This is a genomic window from Vulcanococcus limneticus LL (assembly GCF_002252705.1).
Classification (GTDB): domain Bacteria; phylum Cyanobacteriota; class Cyanobacteriia; order PCC-6307; family Cyanobiaceae; genus Vulcanococcus; species Vulcanococcus limneticus.
The window spans coordinates 13,941-31,174 of the sequence record NZ_NQLA01000018.1; the positions used below are offsets into that span (position 1 = coordinate 13,941).

Annotated in this window: 14 protein-coding genes and 1 tRNA gene; 5 read left to right on the forward strand and 10 right to left on the reverse strand. The window is 72.4% G+C overall.

What is annotated here, in order from left to right:
• The first annotated feature begins 107 nt into the window (after positions 1-107).
• Positions 108-178: transfer RNA gene (locus CJZ98_RS09095), tRNA-Gly, on the forward strand.
• An 84-nt stretch (positions 179-262) separates the two neighbouring features.
• On the opposite strand, the gene CJZ98_RS09100 is transcribed toward CJZ98_RS09095, so the two are convergent.
• The gene (locus tag CJZ98_RS09100; protein WP_094590583.1) at positions 263-2,371 is read right to left on the reverse strand and encodes a glycogen debranching protein; all 2,109 of its coding nucleotides are present in this window, start codon (positions 2,369-2,371) and stop codon (positions 263-265) included.
• A 79-nt stretch (positions 2,372-2,450) separates the two neighbouring features.
• On the opposite strand from CJZ98_RS09100, the gene CJZ98_RS09105 reads away from it, so the two are divergent.
• The 4 genes from CJZ98_RS09105 to CJZ98_RS09120 all read left to right on the forward strand — a co-directional run bounded on the left by CJZ98_RS09105 (position 2,451) and on the right by CJZ98_RS09120 (position 5,672).
• Positions 2,451-3,332: an MBL fold metallo-hydrolase gene (locus tag CJZ98_RS09105; RefSeq protein ID WP_232756350.1), complete on the forward strand. Its 882-nt coding sequence runs from the start codon at positions 2,451-2,453 to the stop codon at positions 3,330-3,332.
• Between the two features lie 164 nt (positions 3,333-3,496).
• Positions 3,497-3,778 carry an HU family DNA-binding protein gene (locus tag CJZ98_RS09110; RefSeq protein ID WP_094590587.1) on the forward strand — a complete coding sequence of 94 codons (282 nt, stop codon included), beginning with the start codon at positions 3,497-3,499 and terminating at the stop codon, positions 3,776-3,778.
• Positions 3,779-3,819: 41 nt separating this feature from the next.
• The gene (gluQRS, locus tag CJZ98_RS09115) at positions 3,820-4,848 is read left to right on the forward strand and encodes a tRNA glutamyl-Q(34) synthetase GluQRS (protein WP_390625510.1); all 1,029 of its coding nucleotides are present in this window, start codon (positions 3,820-3,822) and stop codon (positions 4,846-4,848) included.
• A 569-nt stretch (positions 4,849-5,417) separates the two neighbouring features.
• Positions 5,418-5,672 (forward strand): hypothetical protein, encoded by a 255-nt coding sequence (locus CJZ98_RS09120; protein WP_232756351.1) that lies wholly within the window; start codon positions 5,418-5,420, stop codon positions 5,670-5,672.
• Positions 5,673-5,701: 29 nt separating this feature from the next.
• Here the strand turns inward: CJZ98_RS09120 and hypE are convergent, their stop codons facing one another.
• From hypE to CJZ98_RS09165, 9 genes are all read right to left on the reverse strand, one after another.
• Positions 5,702-6,793, reverse strand: a complete 1,092-nt coding sequence (gene hypE, locus CJZ98_RS09125; RefSeq protein WP_198537634.1) for a hydrogenase expression/formation protein HypE — start codon at positions 6,791-6,793, stop codon at positions 5,702-5,704.
• Positions 6,794-6,796: 3 nt separating this feature from the next.
• Positions 6,797-7,966, reverse strand: coding sequence for a hydrogenase formation protein HypD (gene hypD, locus CJZ98_RS09130; protein WP_094590593.1), 1,170 nt, complete (start codon positions 7,964-7,966; stop codon positions 6,797-6,799).
• Complete coding sequence (locus tag CJZ98_RS09135; RefSeq protein WP_094590595.1) at positions 7,957-8,985, reverse strand: dihydroorotate dehydrogenase-like protein; 1,029 nt, start codon at positions 8,983-8,985, stop codon at positions 7,957-7,959. Before CJZ98_RS09135 ends, hypD begins: the two co-directional genes overlap by 10 nt.
• The gene (nifJ, locus tag CJZ98_RS09140) at positions 8,982-12,665 is read right to left on the reverse strand and encodes a pyruvate:ferredoxin (flavodoxin) oxidoreductase (RefSeq protein ID WP_390625508.1); all 3,684 of its coding nucleotides are present in this window, start codon (positions 12,663-12,665) and stop codon (positions 8,982-8,984) included. Before nifJ ends, CJZ98_RS09135 begins: the two co-directional genes overlap by 4 nt.
• On the reverse strand, positions 12,662-12,889 hold the full coding sequence (locus CJZ98_RS09145) for a HypC/HybG/HupF family hydrogenase formation chaperone (protein WP_094590597.1): 228 nt from the start codon (positions 12,887-12,889) through the stop codon (positions 12,662-12,664). The genes nifJ and CJZ98_RS09145 overlap by 4 nt, the downstream gene beginning before the upstream one ends.
• A gap of 72 nt (positions 12,890-12,961) precedes the next feature.
• Positions 12,962-15,538, reverse strand: coding sequence for a carbamoyltransferase HypF (gene hypF, locus CJZ98_RS09150; protein WP_094590599.1), 2,577 nt, complete (start codon positions 15,536-15,538; stop codon positions 12,962-12,964).
• Between the two features lie 7 nt (positions 15,539-15,545).
• On the reverse strand, positions 15,546-16,268 hold the full coding sequence (gene hypB, locus CJZ98_RS09155; RefSeq protein WP_232756352.1) for a hydrogenase nickel incorporation protein HypB: 723 nt from the start codon (positions 16,266-16,268) through the stop codon (positions 15,546-15,548).
• 41 nt (positions 16,269-16,309) lie between these two features.
• A complete protein-coding gene (locus CJZ98_RS09160; RefSeq protein ID WP_094590603.1) occupies positions 16,310-16,684 on the reverse strand; it encodes a hydrogenase maturation nickel metallochaperone HypA/HybF in 375 nt (124 codons plus the stop codon).
• On the reverse strand, positions 16,677-17,231 hold the full coding sequence (locus CJZ98_RS09165; RefSeq protein WP_094590605.1) for a hydrogenase maturation protease: 555 nt from the start codon (positions 17,229-17,231) through the stop codon (positions 16,677-16,679). The genes CJZ98_RS09160 and CJZ98_RS09165 overlap by 8 nt, the downstream gene beginning before the upstream one ends.
• Positions 17,232-17,234: the final 3 nt, after the last annotated feature.

The following is a 17,234-nucleotide window of genomic DNA, read 5'->3' on the forward strand; positions in this document are numbered from 1 at the left end:
ACGTGGTTTCAGGCCACGGGTCCCCAGGTTTCGGTGGCGATCCAAGGGGCGAACCCAGGGTTGCGTTGGCCATTCGGATTCATCCGGATCGTGAACCTCCCCCAATCGCGGGCTTAGTTTAGTGGTAAAACCTCAGCCTTCCAAGCTGATGATGCGGGTTCGATTCCCGCAGCCCGCTTAGATTTTTCAGCTCGATTTTCCATCTTTCGTCTGCGGCTCCATGACGCGAGCTCCGCTGCGTCCTGCAGTCCCGCTGGGCGTGTCAGAGCCTGACACCCTGCAGCAGCGGGCTGGCCACCAGCAGGCCCAGGCTGCGGCCCTCCAGGTGCATCGTCGTGGCGCTCCAGGTGGGGGGGACGGCGGGGAGATCCTCACCATCGCCCAGATCGGTGGCGATCGCCCGCCGCCAGCCGCTCGGGCAGGGCGGCACGCTGAAGTCCATGGCCTGGTGGTAGGCGTTCATCCCGCACCACAGCAGCGGGCCGGCCTGGGGATCCTCCAGGCTCCAGGCCAGGGAGTGCGACCAGCTGGCCCAGTCGGGCTTGCCTAGCTCCACCCCGTGCCAGTGGCGCCACAGCTGACCGGGCAGGTCGCTGCGCCGGTGGGGGACCTCCCCGGGGGCCAGCCCCGTGCTGGGGGCCTCGGCGTGGGGGTGCTCCGGGTTGAGCAGGGGCGCCAGCAGCCGGCGCAGGGCCACCAGCCGCTGCAGGAAGCTGCGCAGGGCCAGGTCGTCGGCGTCGGGGCTCCAGTGCATCCAGCCCAGGGGGTTGTCCTGGCACCAGCTGTTGTTGTTGCCGCCCTGGCTGCGGCGCACCTCATCGCCCATCAGCAGCATCGGCGTGCCGGGGGCCAGCAGCAGGGAGCTGAGCAGGTTGCGCAGCTGGCGGTTGCGCAACCCCTGCACCGCCGGGTCGCTGCAGGGGCCCTCGCGGCCGTGGTTCCAGCTGTTGTTGTGATTGTCGCCGTCGCGGTCCTGCTCGCCGTTGGCCAGGTTGTGCTTGCGGTCGTAGCTCACCAGATCCGCCAGGGTGAAGCCGTCGTGGGCGGTGAGAAACGTGATGCTGCGGCCCAGGCCGGCCGGCTGGCCGCCGTAGAGATCCGGACTGCCCGCCATCCGTTGCCCCATCGGCCAGCAGCTGCGCTCATCGCCCTTCCAGAAGCGGCGCAGGTCGTCGCGGAATCGGCCGTTCCAGGCGCCCATGCGCCGGGCCGGGAAGTCGGCGAGGCGGTAGAGACCGCCGCAGTCCCAGGGTTCGCTCACCAGTTTGAGGTCGGCCAGCTCGGGATCGGCCTCGATCTCCTCGAACAGGGGCGGCAGGTCGAGCGGGGCCAGCTCCTCGCCGCGGCTGAGGGCGATGCCCAGGTCGAAGCGGAAGCCATCCACCCCCAGCTCCAGGGCCCAGCAGCGCATCGATTCGAGGATCAGCCGCCGCACCAGGGCCCGGTTGGCGGCAATGCTGTTGCCGCAGCCGCTCACGTCCAGGTAGTCGCCGCGGGCGTTCTGGTGGTAGTAGAGGCGGTCGTCGAGGCCGCGCCAGCTGAGGGTGGGGCCGGCCTGGTTGCCCTCGCTGGTGTGGTTGTAGACCACATCCACCAGCACCTCGATGCCGGCCTGGTGGCAGGCGCTCACCAGCTGGCGCACCTGCTGGCGGATCTGCAGGGGATCACGGCCGTGCTGGTAGCCGTGGTGGGGCGCCATCCAGCTGATCGGGCTGTAGCCCCAGTAGTTCTGGCGGCCGGCCGGGGCGTCCTGGGGATCGAAGGCCATCACCGGCAGCAGCTCCACCGTGGTGATGCCCAGCTCCTGCAGGTAGGGGATCGCCTCCACTAGGCCCAGGTAGGTGCCCTGCAGCTCGGGCGGCACCGGCGAACCGGCGCCGCGGCTGAAGCCGCCCACGTGCAGCTCGTAGATCACCGTGCGCTGCCAGCTGTGGCGCGGCCGCGGGGCGGCCACGAAGTCGAAGCGCTCCCGCTCGGTGACCACCCCCTTCAGGCAGCTGGCCGTGTTGGGGATCGCGCCCACCGCGTCGGCCCGGCGGTAGACGTCCCAGCCGGCGATGGCCCGGGCGCAGGGGTCGAGCAGCACCTTGGAGGGGTTGAAGCCGTGGCGGCCGGGCTGTAGCGGCCCGAACACCCGATAGCCGTAGCAGCAGCCGATGCCGATCCCCTCCACTTCGCCGTGCCAGTGGTCGCCGGAGCGGTTCGCCACGGGATCGAGGGCGATCACCTGCTGGGGCTCCGGTGCGCTGGCGTGGGAGAACAGCAGCAGCTCCACCCGGGTGGCGAGGGGAGCCACCACGGAGAAGTTGACGCCCCGCGCCGTGGGCGTGGCTCCCAGGGGCCAGGGGTGTCCGGGTCGGAGCGGAGCCACCGGAACGAGCGGACAGTCTCCACAAGCTAGGTGGCGTCACCCGCCGCGACGGTTGCGCACGCTGCTCCAGGCTGGTGCCATGTCCCAGTCCCCCAGCCCCCTCCAGCCCAGCGGCTCCCCGTCCGGAGGTCTCCCCGGGCCCGCCTCCGCCCGATCCGAGGCTGTCGTGCCTGTCCCTGAGGCGCCGGCTGCTGCGTCCTATGCCTGGTCGCCGCCGGCGGAGGCCGGCCGCCCGCCCCAGCCCGTGCTGCCGGGGCTGTGGCTGTTCGCCCCCAGCCGCGACAGCCACGGCGGCAGTGCATGGTGGCTGGAGCATCTCGATGGCGGCCTGCTGATCGATTGCCCCGGCTGGACCGAGGCCAACCTGGCGTTCCTGGCCCGCCAGGCCGGCGGCCGCATTGTGCTCACCAGCCGTGAGGGCCACGGCCGCTGCCGCCGCTTTCAGCAGGCCCTGGGGTGGCCGGTGCTGGTGCAGGAGCAGGAGGCCTATCTGTTGCCGGGGGTGGAGCGGCTGGAGACCTTCGCGGCCGCTCGGCAGCTCTCGCCGCGGCTGCACCTGCTCTGGACCCCGGGGCCCACGCCCGGGTCCTGCGTGCTACTGGCGAGCGGCTGCGGTGCCCCAACCGGCGATGCGGGCGGCCCTGGGGGGGGGCAGCCGGACGACGATCTGGCCGGCCAGCAGGGCGACATCCTCTTCTGCGGTCGGCTGCTCAGCCCCACCGCCCCCGGCCTGGCTGCGCCGCTGCGCACCGCCCGCAGCTTCCACTGGGGCCGCTGGCTGGGCAGCCTGGATGCCCTGCGGCGCCGCCTGCCGCCCGATTCCCCCTGCTGGATTGCCAGTGGGGCCGGGCTTGGAGCCCTGCGCGGCGGCAAGGTGATCAAGGGCGGCCGCGCCCTGTTGGAGGAGCTCGATCTGGAGGCGCTGGCGGCCGCCGCGGCCTCCCCCAACCCAGCGTCCTGAGCCCCGGTCGTGAGCCAAAAGGCCCCAGATCCACACTGCCCCGGACCTTTTCGGTTGCCGGGCTCGCCGGTGCCCCATACGATTGGCGCGCTGAATCCCAGTGGCAGTCGACGTTCCCTCCGACCTGCCCGGCTCCCGCTGACCCAGAAGGCCTCCCCACTCCGATGAACAAAGCTGACCTCGTCAACCTCGTTGCTGCCCGCACCGAGCTGACCAAGACCGACGTCGCCCAGGTGGTCGATGCCCTGATCGACACGATCATCGACTCCGTCGTCGACGGCAAGAAGGTGTCGATCCTCGGCTTCGGATCCTTCGAGCCCCGCGACCGCTCCGCTCGCCAGGGCCTGAACCCCAAGACCGGCGAGAAGATCAAGATCGACGCCAAGCGCGTGCCCGCCTTCACCGCCGGCAAGCTGTTCAAGGACAAGGTCCAGGGCGTCGCCTGAGCCCAGACCAGCACCCTGCAGACCCCCTGAGTCCAGAGCTGCTGCGTCCGGATCTTCCCAGGCTCCTGCTGCCTCGGACGCTGCGGGAGCGGCTGAGGGCGTGGGCTGATCTGCGCCGCACCGGGCGCCGGGGGCGCTATGCCCCCTCTCCCACCGGGCTCCAGCACCGCGGCAACCTGCGCACCGCCCTGCTCTCCTGGCTGGTGACACGCCTCCAGGACGGCGAGTGGCTCCTGCGCCTCGACGACCTGGACACCCCGCGCAACCGGCCCGGTGCCGAGGCCGCGATCCTGGCCGATCTGCGCTGGCTGGGCCTGGTGTGGGATGGGCCGCCGATCCGCCAGAGCGAGCGCACCGGTCTCTACGCGAGCGTGCTCTCCTGCTTCCGCCGTGGCGGACTGCTCTACCCGTGCCGCTGCAGCCGGCGCAGCCTGGCCGATGTGTCGGCTCCCCATGGCGCCTCGCCGGTCTACCCGGGGCACTGCCGCGCCAGGCCGCCCCAGCCCGGGCCGGCCCAGTGGGGAGAACAGCAGGGCCGCCTGCCCAGTTGGCGGCTGGCCCTGGGGCCAGGGCCGTTGCGCTGGTCCGAGCGGCTGGCGGCACAGGGCCAGCTCGACGGACCGAGTCAGGTGGGCGATGTGGTGCTGCGTCGCTCCGATGGCTTCCTCGCCTACCACCTGGCCACGGCGGTGGATGAGCTGTCCCTCGGCATCGCCGATGTGGTGCGCGGCGAAGACCTCTGGAGTTCAACCGGCGCCCAGGTGGCGGTGATGGAGCTCCTTGGCCAGTCGGCTCCGGATTACTGGCACGTGCCCCTCTGGCGCGACGCCAGCGGCCAGCGGCTGGCCAAGCGCAGCGGTTCCGAGGGGCTGGAGGGTCTGCGGGAGCGCGGCCTGGATGCTCCCGGGGTGATCGGCCTGATGGCGGCCAGCCTGGACCTGGCGCCGGCGGGTGCGCGGCTCAGCGTCACCGAACTGCTCGCCGAGCTGCGGGGACGGGGTGGACTTGCCGAGCTGGAACGGCTCCTGGGGGAGCGGGGCAGGCCCCTACGGGGTGGTCAGCAGGCTTAAGGAAGGCTTCGGGATCAAATGCGCAAAACCCAATCACAGTGCTTGCACTGCAGAGCTGGATCCGATGGCGCGAGTCCCCGATGGCCCACGACCAGGCGGATCGCTGGCTATGCCGCGCCTGCGGCTCGTCCCCAGCACCGCCGCAGCCATGGGCGCGGCGCAACTCTGCCCCCGCTGTGGTGGCAGTGGCGTGCTGCGCACCAATGCCTTTGGCTTCCGCACCTGTCTGGACTGCGTCGGTCAGGGGGCGCTGGCTCGCCTGGATCTGGCGAGGGCCCTGGAGCCCCCCCTGCGGTTTCGCCGGCGCTCCACGCCGCTCCCGGAGCCGGTGCAGTTCAGCGCTTGGCTTTCTTCTGGCGCCAGATGAAGAAGGCCGCCGTTCCCACCACCACGGCCAGGGGGGCGGCGGTCAGCAGCAGCAGCGCAACGGCGGTCCAGTCGGTATACATGCATCAGGCCAGCGGTCGCTGACCATCTTCTCAGGCAACTCCATGGCCCCAGGGCGCTGCTGCAGGATTCCGCAAGGTGCATCCCGGCTCTCGAGGCCAGGGCCTGGTCCGTGGGCGCCGGTGGCACCACTCCGGCTCGCGCTGGCCACGGCTGTGGCCCTTCTGGCGGCTGCCCCGGCTCAGGCGGGCGTGCGTTTCGAGAACTGCCAGCCCACCGCCGATGGCGGCCTCAGCTGTGACACCCGCCCCACCGGCAACACCCTGATGAACGACGAGGCGGCCCGCTTCGGTCTGTTCGATGAGGCCAGCCCGGGCTGGAGCGAGTTCAACCCCTACGAGGGCTACGACGACATGTTCGGCGGCAACCAGACGTGAGACGCGGCCCGGTGCCTTCGATCCGAGCCTCAGCAGATCCTGGGCAGATGCTCGCCCCGGCCGGGATCGAGGGGTCTGCTGACCCCCAGGCCATTGCGCAGGCTCACCGGAGGCCTGGACAGGCCGAACAGGCTCCTGCCTGGGCCCGCCTCGGCCCGCAGCTCCCGCCCTGCGGCAGTGTCGGCCGTCAGCTCCCTGGCGATGCCGATCTGGGCAGCGGCCGCATCGAAGCGCCGCAGCACCGCCAGGGCCGCGCCCGCCTGCTCCTGGGGCAGCAGCAGGGTCAGGCGCCCCTCGTTGGCCATGGTGAGGGGATCGAGCCCCAGCAGGTTGCAGGCCGCCTGCACCGCGGGCGCGATCGGAATGGCAGCTTCCTCCAGCTCCAGTCGCACCCCCGCGGCGCCGGCGATCTCCTGCAGGGCGCTGGCCAGGCCGCCGCGGGTCAGGTCCCGCAGGCAGTGCAACTCCAGGCCCGCCCCCAGCAGGGCCCGCACCGGCTCCAGCAGCGGCGCCAGGTCGCTCTCCAGGGGGGTGCGGAAGCCCAGCTCCTCGCGGGCCGCCAGGATCGCCACGCCATGGCGGCCCAGGTCGCCGCTCACCAGCACCGCATCGCCGGGCCGCACCGCCGCCGGACCGATGGTCAGCTCGTGTGACACCTGGCCGATCGCGGCGGTGTTGATGAAGATCCCGTCGCCCTTGCCCCGCTCCACCACCTTGGTGTCGCCGGTGACAACGGCCACCCCGCAGGCGCTGGCCTCGCGGCGGATCGATGCCAGCACCCGCTCCAGGCTGGCGATCGGCAGGCCCTCCTCCAGGATCAGGCCCAGGCTGAGGGCCAGGGGCTCGGCGCCGGCCATGGCCAGGTCGTTGATGCTGCCGATCACCGCCAGCCGGCCGATGTCGCCGCCAGGAAAGATCAGCGGCCGCACCACGTAGGAGTCGGTGGTGAAGGCGAGCCGGCCGCCGGGGCAGGGCAGCAGGGCGGCATCGTGCAGCACCCCATCGGCCGGGCCGAAGGCGGGCACGATCAGCTCGCGGATCAGCTGCTGGCTGAGGCTGCCGCCGCCGCCATGGGCCAGCTGGATGCGGGGCTCACTGGGGGAGCTGCTCGTCATGTGCATGGCTCAACGCTGGTAGCGGTAGTAGGCCGCACAGGCCCCTTCGCCCGACACCATCGGGGCTCCCAGGGGCCGCTCCGGCGTGCAGGTCGTCCCGAAGCTGGGGCAGGCCTGGGGTTTCTTCAGGCCCTGGAGCACCAGGCCGCTGATGCAGGCGGGCGCGGGTGCGTGTGTCGGGCCTTCGCGCCCGTTGGCGCTGCTGAGGACAGGGCCTGCGTCATCGGCCGTGATCTCGACGCGGCTGGCCAGGGTGTCGTAAGGCGGCTTGAGCTCCAGGCCACCAGCAGGGATCGTGCCCAGCCCCCGCCACTCCCGATCGACGGGCAGGAACACCCGCTCCAGCAGGGCGCGGGCACCGGCGTTGCCCTGGGCCCTGGCCGCCCTGGCGTAGGCGTTCTCCACCCGGTGTTCGCCCCGCTCCAGCTGCCGCACCGCGGCCAGCATGCCGCGCAGCAGCTCCTCGGGCTCGAAGCCCGTCACCACGATCGGGCGGCGGTGGCGGCTGGCGATCGCCCCGTACTCCTCCTCGCCCATCACGGTGCAGACATGGCCCGCGGCCAGGATGGCCTGTACCCGGCATTCGGGATCGGCCAGCATCACCTCCAGCACCGGCGGCACCCGCACATGGGCCACCAGCAGCTCCAGGTTGGCCAGCCCCTCGGCCAGGGCCCGCTCGGCCAGCAGGGCCGTGGCCGGTGCCGTGGTCTCGAAGCCCACCGCGAAGAACACCACCCGCCGTTCGGGGTTGCTGCGGGCGATGGCCAGCACGTCTAGGGGGGAGTAGACGACGCGAACGTCACCGCCGGCGCCCCGCTGCTCCAGCAGGTCCCGGCCGGAGCTGCCCGGCACCCGCAGCATGTCACCGAAGGAGCAGAGGATCACCTCGGGCCGACCCGCCAGCGTCAGAGCCTGCTCGATTCGTCCGCTGTCGGTGACGCACACCGGACAGCCGGGGCCGTGGATCAGGGTCAACTGGGGGGGCAGCAGCTGGTCGAGGCCATGGCGCAGGATCGCGTGGGTCTGGCCGCCGCAGACCTCCATCAGGGTCCAGGGCCGGCTGCAGCTGCGGTGGAGCTCGCCGAGCAGGGCCTGGATCCGGCCCACTCCGCTGGTGGCGCCGTTGGCGTTCCCATTGCCGCTCCTCCGCTCCCCAGACCAGTCCCTGCTCAGCTCCATGGGCCGCCGTCACTGAGGTGGCTGTAGCTGCCCACCGCGCGCATGTACTGGGCCCGCTCAAAGGCCTCGGGATCCGGGCAGCGGGCCTGGCTGAGGCAGCCTCGCAGTTCGTCGATCGAGCCGTAGCCGTGCTGCTCCAGCCACTGGCTCAGCTCGTCGCTGATTCGTCGCAGCTGTTCGGGGCCGTGGCGCAGCAGGGTCGCCACCAGCTGGGTGGTGCTGGCCCCCACCATCAGCATCCGCACCACGTCGGCGCCGCTGCCGATGCCGCCGCTGGCCGCCAGATCCAGGCTCAACCGGCCATGCAACAGACCGATCCAGCGCAGCGGCAGGCGCTGGTCGACCTCGCCACTGAGCTGCAGGTGGGAGCGGGTCTCCAGGGTCTCGATGTCGATGTCGGGCTGGTAGAAGCGGTTGAACAGCACCAGGCCCGCCGCTCCGGCGTCCTCCAGCTGGCGGGTGAAGTGGGCCAGGCTCGTGTACCAGGGGCCCAGCTTCACTGCCACGGGCAGTGCCACCGCGGCGCATACCTCCCGCACCACCGCCAGCTGCTCGGCCTCCAGCACGCTGCCGCTGCGGGAGCCGTCGGTGGGCACGGCGTAGAGGTTGAGCTCAATGGCGCTGGCCCCGGCCTCGGCCACGGCGAGGGCGGCCTGGCGCCAGTGGCCGGGGTGCACGCCGTTCAGGCTGGCGATCACGGGAATCGACAGGCACTGGCGAGCGGCGCGGATCTCCGCCAGGTAGCCGTCGAGGCCCAGGTGCACGGGATCGGTACTGGGCAGGTAGCTGAGCGACTCGGCATAGCTCTCGCTGCCGATCTGCTGGTGGTGCTGCCATTCCTGCCAATCGCGTTCGATCTGCTCGAGAAACAGCGAGTGCAGCACCACGGCCGCCGCCCCCTGCTCCTCCAGCTGTGGCAGCAGGGCTGGATCGCCGCTCAGGGGCGCTGCCGCCCCCACCACCAGTGGTGAGTGCAGCGCAAGGCCCAACCAGCTGGTGGCGAGGGGTTCGGGGCTCATGGTGTGGACTCCTCGGTTCCGCCGCTGGCCAGGCGCTGATAGCCCTCCCAGCGCTGCTGCGCCTCCACCTGGGCCTCGCGGGCCAGTTGGCGGGCCTGTTCCGGATGGCTGTAGCGCAACATGCGGAAGCGGTTCTCGCCGGCCATCGCCTCGGCCATCGGCAGGAGGGGGGCGCGGGAATCCAGCACCAGGGCTGGCAGGCCCTGCTCCCTGCGGCGGGGGTCGTGGCGGTAGAGCAGCCAGCGGCCCGAGTCCACCGCCTGCTTCTGGTGCGCCATGCCCTGGGCCATGGCGATGCCGTGGGCGATGCAGTGGGAGTAGGCCAGGATCAGCGAGGGTCCCGGGAACGATTCCGCCTCCAGAAAGACCCGCAGCGTGTGCTCATCGCGGGCCCCCATGGCCACGCTCGCCACGTAGACGTCGCCGTAGGTCATGGCGATCAGGCCCAGATCCTTCTTGGCGGTCTGCTTGCCGCCGCTGGCGAACTTGGCCACGGCGCCCTTGGGCGTTGCCTTCGACATCTGGCCGCCGGTGTTGGAGTACACCTCGGTGTCGAGCACCAGCAGGTTGACGTCCTCGCCGCTGGCCAGCACCTGGTCGATGCCGCCGAAGCCGATGTCGTAGGCCCAGCCGTCGCCGCCGATGATCCAGACGCTGCGCTTCACCAGATCGCCAGTCAGCTCCCGCAGGGCCGCCAGGCGGGGCCGGAGTGCAGCGTCCTGCGTCAGCAGCTGATCGAGCAGCCGCTCCAGCTCCGCCACCCGCTGGCGCTGGTCGTGGATGCCGGCCTCATCGTCCTGCTCCGCATGCAGCAGCGCCTCGGCCAGGGCCGGGGGAATCGTCGAGCCCGCCAGCTCCCGCACCAGGCGCTTCGCCGTGTCGCGTCGCTGGTTGAAGGCCACCCGGAAGCCGAGGCCGAATTCGGCGTTGTCTTCGAACAGGGAATTGCTCCAGGCCGGCCCGCGGCCCTCGCCATTGCTGGTGTAGGGCGTGGTGGGCAGGTTGCCGCCGTAGATCGAGGAGCAGCCCGTGGCGTTGGCGATCACCATGCGATCGCCGAACAGCTGGGTGGCGAGTTTGATGTAAGGCGTCTCGCCGCAGCCGGCGCAGGCGCCGGAGAACTCGAACAGGGGCCGCTGCAGCTGCTGCTGGTTGATGTGGCGCAGGTTCAGGGCGGTGCGCTCGGGGTCGGGCAGCCGCAGGAAGAACTCCCAGTGACTGCGGCTCTGCTGCCGCAGCGGGCGCTGCGGCGCCATGTTGATCGCCTTGCGGCGCGGTTCGCTGCGGTCCCGGGCCGGGCAGACCTCCACACACAGGCTGCAGCCGGTGCAGTCCTCCCCGGCCACCTGGATCGTGAAGCTCTGGCCGTGCCAATGGGGATCGTGGGCGGGGGCGCTGCGGAACCCCTCGGGCGCCGCCGCCAGGGCCTCGGGCGCCACTGCCTTGGCGCGGATCACGGCGTGGGGGCACACCATCACGCACTTGCCGCACTGCACGCACAGGTCCGGCTCCCATACCGGGATCGCCTCGGCGATGTTGCGCTTCTCCCACTGGGCGGTGCCCGTGGGGAAGCTGCCGTCGCAGGGGAGGGCGCCCACGGGCACGGCATCGGCCTGGCGGCGCAGCTGGGGCAGCACCAGCTCGCGCACGAAGGCGGGGGCCGCCGCCAGATGGCTGGGCAGCGGGAGGGGTTCGGGTGCGAAGCCTGTCGGGGGAGGGTGCGGGGCACCGTCCGGGGCGCCCGTGCTGGCCGCGGCTGCCGAGCTGGCCGATGGCGTGATCTCCTTCAGCCCCCCCAGAGCGGCCTGCACCGCCGCCAGGTTGCTCGCCACCACGGCCTCCCCCTTCTTGCCGTAGCTGTGGCGGATGGCCGCCTCGATCGCCGCCAGGGCCTCCGCCATCGGCATGACGCCGGCCAGGGCGAAGAAGCAGGTCTGCATCACCGTGTTGATGGTGCGGCCCAGGCCGTGGCTCTGGGCGATGGCCGAGGCGTCCACCGCAAACACCCGCAGCCCCCTGGCCTGGATGCCCCGCTGTAGCCGCTCGGGGATGAGCGCCCAGCACCTCTCGGGCTCCCAGGGGCTGTTGAGCAGCAAGGTGGCGCCGGGGGCCGCCACCTCCAACAGCTCGAACTGCCCCAGAAAGTCCCAGTGGTGGCAGGCCACCAGCTGGGCCTGGCGGATCAGGTAGGTGGAGCGGATCGGCCGCGGCCCGAAGCGCAGGTGCGACACCGTGACCGAACCCGACTTCTTCGAGTCGTAGACGAAGTAGCCCTGGGTGAACAGGTCCGTGCCCTCGCCGATGATCTTGATGGCGTTCTTGTTGGCCCCCACGGTGCCATCGGAGCCCAGGCCGTAGAACACGGCACGAAACGTCTCCGGCGCTTCGGTGTCGAACGCCCCATCGACGACCAAGGAGCGGTGGGTCACGTCGTCGTCGATGCCCACTGTGAAGTGGTTGAGCGGCGGGGTGGCGCTCAGGTTGTCGAGTACGGCCTTCACCATCGCCGGGGTGAACTCCTTGGAGGCCAGGCCGTAGCGGCCGCCCACCACCCGCGGCAGGGGGCTGGTGGCGCGGGCCGGCCAGTGTTCGGCCAGGGTCGCCACCACGTCGAGGTAAAGCGGGTCGCCGAGGCTGCCGGGCTCCTTGCAGCGATCCAGCACCGCCACGGCCCGGACGGAGGCCGGCAGGGCCGCCACCAGCTGGTCGGCCGGGAAGGGCCGATACAGGCGCAGCTTCAGCACCCCCACCCGCTCGCCCCGCTCCAGCAGCGCCGCCACCGCCTCGGCGGCGGTCTCGCAGCCCGAGCCCATCAGCACCAGCACCCGCTCGGCCTCGGGGTGACCCTCGAACTCCACCAGCCCGTAGCGGCGACCCGTCAGGGCCGCGAAGCGGTCCATCGCTGCCTGCACCAGCAGGGGTGTGGCGTCGTGGAAGCGGTTGGCAGCCTCGCGGGCCTGGAAGCAGAGGTCGGGGTTCTGGCTGGTGCCACGGATCTCTGGATGGTCGGGCGAGAGGCCCCGGGCCCGGTGGGCGGCGATCAGCTCGGCGGGGATCAGCTGGCGCAGCAGGTCGTCGTCCAGCAGGGCCACCTTCTGGATTTCGTGGGAGGTGCGGAAGCCGTCGAAGAAGTGCAGGAAGGGAATGCGGGCCGCCAGGGTGGCGGCGCTGGCGATGGCGGCAAAGTCGCCGCTCTCCTGCACCGACGCCGAACACAGCAGGGCGCAGCCGGTGCCGCGGGCGGCCATGACGTCGGAGTGGTCGCCGAAGATCGAGAGGGCCGAGGTGGCCAGCGCCCGCGAGGCCACGTGAATCACGGCGGCGGTGAGTTCGCCGGCGATCTTGTAGAGGTTGGGCAGCATCAGCAGCAACCCCTGGGACGCCGTGAAGGTCGTCGTCAGGGCACCGCCCTGCAGGGCGCCATGGACGACCCCGGCGGCGCCGGCCTCGCTCTGCATTTCCACCACCGCCGGCACGGTGCCCCAGAGGTTGGGACGCCCCTCGCTGGCCCAGGCATCGGCCCACTCGCCCATCGGTGAGGCGGGGGTGATCGGATAGATCGCCATCACCTCGTTGAGGCGATAGGCCACCCGGGCCACGGCCTCATTGGCATCAAGGCTGGCCAGCTCCGGGGCCATCCGGGGGGGCGCGGCTGGGGCGCGGGAGGCGGCGGCGGTCATGGGTATGGGGTGGCGGCCTGGCGCATCAGCTCGGCGGCGTCGTGGTCGAGCACGGTCAGGGCGATGCCGGCGTGCACGAGTAGCTGGTCACCCACCCGGGCCTCGGGCACGCAGGCCAGGCTCACCTGGCGCAGCACCCCCGCGAAGCTCACGTCCCCCTGGCGCCAGATCGGGTCGGGATGGGGTTCGATGCTCACCAGTTCACCCGGGACCGCCAGGCACATCGCTGTCCGCCGAGGTGTTGCCCTCTCTCTAGCCATGGGTCTGCGGGGGGCCAATGCCGCTCGTTGGTTCCGTTACTGGGTTCCTTCACTGGGTTCCGGCCCCTCCGCCAGCAGCTGGCCAAGGGCGACGGCTCCGTCGTTGCAGGGCAGCCGACGGGGCCAGAGCGGGGTGATGCCGCGCCAGTGCAGTTCGGCGCACGCCAGTTCCAGCAACAGGGCGTTCTGGAAGCAGCCACCTGCCAGCAGCAGCTGCTGGGCCCCCAGGGCGCTGGCCAGCTCGCCGAGGGCCGAGGCCAGGGCGCGGTGGAAGTCCAGGGCGATGGCGCCGCTGTCGCGGCCATTGGCCAGCTCCTGGAGGATGCCCTCCAGCAGGGGGAGCCAATCCAGCTCCCAGGGCTCGTCGGTCTGGTCGCCCCACTCGTCGCGGTGCTGGCCTCCACGCTGGTCGCGGTGCTGGTTGCCACGTTGGATGGGGATGGCGTCCCTGGGTGCCGCGAATCTGCCCCTCCCCCCAGCTCCGGCGTCACCCTCCCGCTCCCAGGCCGCCGTGGCCAGCCCCTCCAGGGCCATGGCGGCCTGACCCTCGTAGCTGCAGCGTTGCACCAGGCCCAGCAGGGAGGCCACCGCATCGAACAGGCGACCCACGCTCGAGCACAGGGGCGCCACGGCCGCGGCCGTGGCGCTCGTGCTCTCCAGCAGGGCGCATACCACGGTGAGCTCCTCGGGCGTGAAGGCTGCCAGGCTGGCCAGGTCCCTGTTCTGCAGCGCCACGAGTCCCGCCGCTCCGAGCCCGGCATGGAGAAGGCCCAGGGCGGCGCGCCGTGGTTCGCGGGCCGCCGCCTCGCCGCCCGGCAGGCGGAAGGGCCGCAGCCGTGCCAGCCGCCGGTACCCCGACGGCGTCACCAGCAGCGCCTCGCCGCCCCAGAGGGTGCCGTCATCGCCATGGCCGGAGCCGTCCCAGGCCACCCCCAGCTGCGGGCCTGCCAGGTCGTGTTCAGCCGCACAGGCCAGCAGGTGGGCGTGGTGGTGCTGCACAGGCCCCAGCGGCAGTCCATCCCGCACCGCCAGCGCCTGGGCCAGCCGGGTGGACACGTAGCCCGGGTGGCCGTCGCAGCGCAGGGCGGCGGGGCGGATGCCATGGCGGTCGAGCCAGGTCAGCAGGGTGTGCTGCAGGTGGGCGGCGCCCGCCTCGCTCTCCAGGTCCCCCAGGGCGGGACTGAGCAGGGCCAGGCTCCTGCCGCCCTCGGCCGGCAGTCCCAGGGCAAAGCTGGCCTTGAGCTGGGCGCCAAGGGCCAGCATCGCGCCCGCTCCGGTGCCAGTCCGGCCAGCCGCGCTGCCCTCCGGCAGATCCAGGGCGATGGGGGCATGGCCCCGCCCCTGGCGCAGCAGCAGCGGCTGGCCGCCCGCGACGCGTGCCACCCCGTCGTCGATCGGGTTGACGATGGCGAGCCCATGGCTGAGCACCCCGTCGGCGAGGGCGGCCAGCACGGCGCCGTCAGCCGTGGCATCCGAGGCCAGGGGCTCGCCGGAGCGGTTGGCGCTGGTGGCCACCACAGGTCCGCCGAAGGACTCCAGCAGCAGGTGGTGCAGGGCGCTGGTGGGGCGCATCACCCCAAGCCAGGCGCTCCCCCGGGTCACGGCGGCGGCGATGGGCGCCGGCGTGCGCTGGCGCAGCAGCACGATCGGGGCGGCCGCCGAGTCCAGCAGGGCCGTCTCCTCCGGGCTGGGTCGGCCGTGGGCCTCGATCCACTGCCGTGGGGCCATCAGCGCCAGGGGCTTGTCGGGCCGGCCCTTGCGGCGGCGCAGCTCCGCCACGGCCACGGCATTGCCCGCATCCACCAGCAGCTGGAAGCCTCCCACACCCTGCAGCGCCACGATCCGCCCGGCGCGCAGGGCGGCCGCGGCAGCGGCGATGGCGGCCCGGTTGGTCGCCGCGGCTCCTGGGCCGGGGTGGATCCCATGGGCCGTTGCAGTCCCGCCGGCACTCGCGCTGCTCCGGCCGAGGTCCAGCCAGGCCAGCCGCGGCCCGCAGGCCGGACAGCTCAGGGTCTGGGCATGGAAGCGGCGGTCGGCGGGGTCGCCGTATTCGTGGCGGCAGGCCGCACACAGCGGGAAGTCCGCCAGGCTGGTGTGCTCCCGCTCGAAGGGCAGGCGCCGCAGCACGCTGTAGCGGGGCCCGCAGTCGGTGCAGCTGATCAGGGGGTAGCCGTGGCGGCGATTGCCGGGATCGCGCAGCTCCGCCAGGCAGGCCGCACAGGTGGCCAGATCGGGCAGCACCAGGGCCCGGGCCGCCGGCGCGGATCCGCCCGCGGCCCCATCGGCGCCCGCTGGGGCCATCGCGGTGGAGGGGGCGATGCGCATCCCCGCCGGTTCCCCCTGGCTGGTCCCCCAGCGGATCGCCACACGGTCGATCCGGCAGTGGGCGGGTTTGGCCTCGGGCAGGGCCGCCAGAAACGCCTCCAGTGCCGGGTGATCCCCCTCCAGGGCCAGGGCGGCGCCATCGGGGCCGTTGGCCACCCAGCCCCGCAGACCCAGCCCCGTGGCCAGCCGGTGCACCCAGGGCCGGAAGCCCACCCCCTGCACCAGCCCCTCCAGCTGGAGCTCCAGCCGCTGTGGCGCTGCCTGCCCCACCCTGCGGACCCCGTCCATGGCGGGCTCAGCCGTGGGCGTGGGCCCGCGCCTGCAGCCCCCGCTGACTCCGCTGCTGTTCCAGCCAGCCGATCAGCTCCACCAGCCCCGTGCCGCTGCGGGCCGACACCTCAAACAGCCGGGCCGCCGGCGCGATCGTCGCCAGGTTTGCCAGCGCCTCATCGCGACGGAAGGCCACCGCCTCGGCCAGGTCGATCTTGTTGAGCAGCACGGCATCGGCGCTGCGGAACAGGGCCGGGTACTTGAGGGGCTTGTCCTCCCCCTCCGTGACCGACAGCACCGCCAGCCGCAGGTGTTCCCCCAGGTCGAAGCCGGTGGGGCACACCAGGTTGCCCACGTTCTCGATCACCAGCAGCTCCATGCCGCGGCTGTCGAGCTGGGCGAAGGCCCGCTCCACCAGGTGGGCCTCCAGGTGGCAGAGGTCGCCGGTGCGGATCTGCACGGCGCGGGCCCCGGCGGCCTGCAGGCGGCGGGCGTCGTTGTCGGTGGCCAGATCACCCACGATCACGCCCACCGGCGGGTGGGGCCAGCGCGCCGCCAGCTGCTCCAGCAGGGCCGTCTTGCCGGAGCCGGGGGCCGAGAGCAGGTTGAGGGCCAGCAGGCCGTGCTGCTCGAAGTGGCTGCGGTTGGCGGCGGCCTGCAGGTCGTTGCGCTCCAGCAGGCGGCGCTGCAGGGTGAGCTGGCGGGTGGCCTCCGGCGCGTCGATCGGGGTTGCCGCTGTCGCCCCCACCTCTGGGGCAGCGCCCCCCCCACAGCCGCACTGGCCGCACATCAGGACACCTCCAGGCCGACCAGCTCCAGCTCCCGGCCCCGCAGGATGCGTGAGGCCAGGGCGCCGCAGCGGGGACAGGCGTGGATCACGTCGGCGGGGTGGAACTCCTGGGCGCAGTCTGGACAGAAGCAGACGGTGGGCACCACATCGAGATCCAGCGCGATGGGGCGACCGCACAGTTCCGCGTCCTCCGGCTGGCCCTGGGGATCGCTCGCCCCCATCACCACCGCAAAGGCCTGGCGCAGGGCCTCGGGATCGACCCCCGCCTGGCTGCCGATCCGTAGCCGTAGCCGGTGGATGCGGCTGGCACCCTGGGCCCGCGCCTCCTGCACGGCGAGGCGGCGCAGCTCCTCCATCAGGGCGAGTTCATGCATGGCGGTGCGCCCAGGCTGTGAGGAGTTCCACGGCTTCCGCCAGGCGGGCGCTGGTGCCGGGGCTGAGCTCTTCGCCGAAGCCGGTGCAGGCCGAAGCGATCGGAATGAGCAGCTGCCAGGCCGATGGACAGGTGCCATGCAGCGCGGTGGTCAGGGACAGCAGTCCGGCGGACGTGGCGTGGTGGGTCAGGGGTGCGCGCGCGGAGGCGCTGGCGGGTCGCAGCGGATCCAGGTGCAGGGGGGGCAAGCCGAGCGAGGCGTCAGCGCCTGGGTTCGGCACCGCCGTGATCACCGCATCCACCAGCACCACGGCGCTGGCCGCGGCGATCGGCTCCACCAGCTCGGGGGTGAGCTGCTGCACCGCCAGCACCTCCAGCTGCGCCAGTGCGCCGGCCTCCACCCGGGCCGCCAGGACCTCGGCCACCCGCCAGCCCACGCCATCGTCCTGGCGCAGGCTGTTGCCGATGCCGATCACCAGCCGGCCTGCCCCGTGGCGCCGGAGTCCGCTGGCACCGTTGCCCCTGCGACCGCCCAGCCCGGTGCCCATCGC

Bases quoted from the DNA above. Each gene is read 5' to 3' on its own strand.
- CJZ98_RS09105 (WP_232756350.1), top strand. From the start codon at position 2,451: ATGTCCCAGTCCCCCAGCCCCCTCCAGCCCAGCGGCTCCCCGTCCGGA.
- CJZ98_RS09110 (WP_094590587.1), top strand. From the start codon at position 3,497: ATGAACAAAGCTGACCTCGTCAACCTCGTTGCTGCCCGCACCGAGCTG.
- hypE (WP_198537634.1), bottom strand. From the start codon at position 6,793: ATGCACATGACGAGCAGCTCCCCCAGTGAGCCCCGCATCCAGCTGGCC.
- hypD (WP_094590593.1), bottom strand. From the start codon at position 7,966: ATGGAGCTGAGCAGGGACTGGTCTGGGGAGCGGAGGAGCGGCAATGGG.
- CJZ98_RS09135 (WP_094590595.1), bottom strand. From the start codon at position 8,985: ATGAGCCCCGAACCCCTCGCCACCAGCTGGTTGGGCCTTGCGCTGCAC.
- nifJ (WP_390625508.1), bottom strand. From the start codon at position 12,665: ATGACCGCCGCCGCCTCCCGCGCCCCAGCCGCGCCCCCCCGGATGGCC.
- CJZ98_RS09145 (WP_094590597.1), bottom strand. From the start codon at position 12,889: ATGTGCCTGGCGGTCCCGGGTGAACTGGTGAGCATCGAACCCCATCCC.
- hypF (WP_094590599.1), bottom strand. From the start codon at position 15,538: ATGGACGGGGTCCGCAGGGTGGGGCAGGCAGCGCCACAGCGGCTGGAG.
- CJZ98_RS09160 (WP_094590603.1), bottom strand. From the start codon at position 16,684: ATGCATGAACTCGCCCTGATGGAGGAGCTGCGCCGCCTCGCCGTGCAG.
- CJZ98_RS09165 (WP_094590605.1), bottom strand. From the start codon at position 17,231: ATGGGCACCGGGCTGGGCGGTCGCAGGGGCAACGGTGCCAGCGGACTC.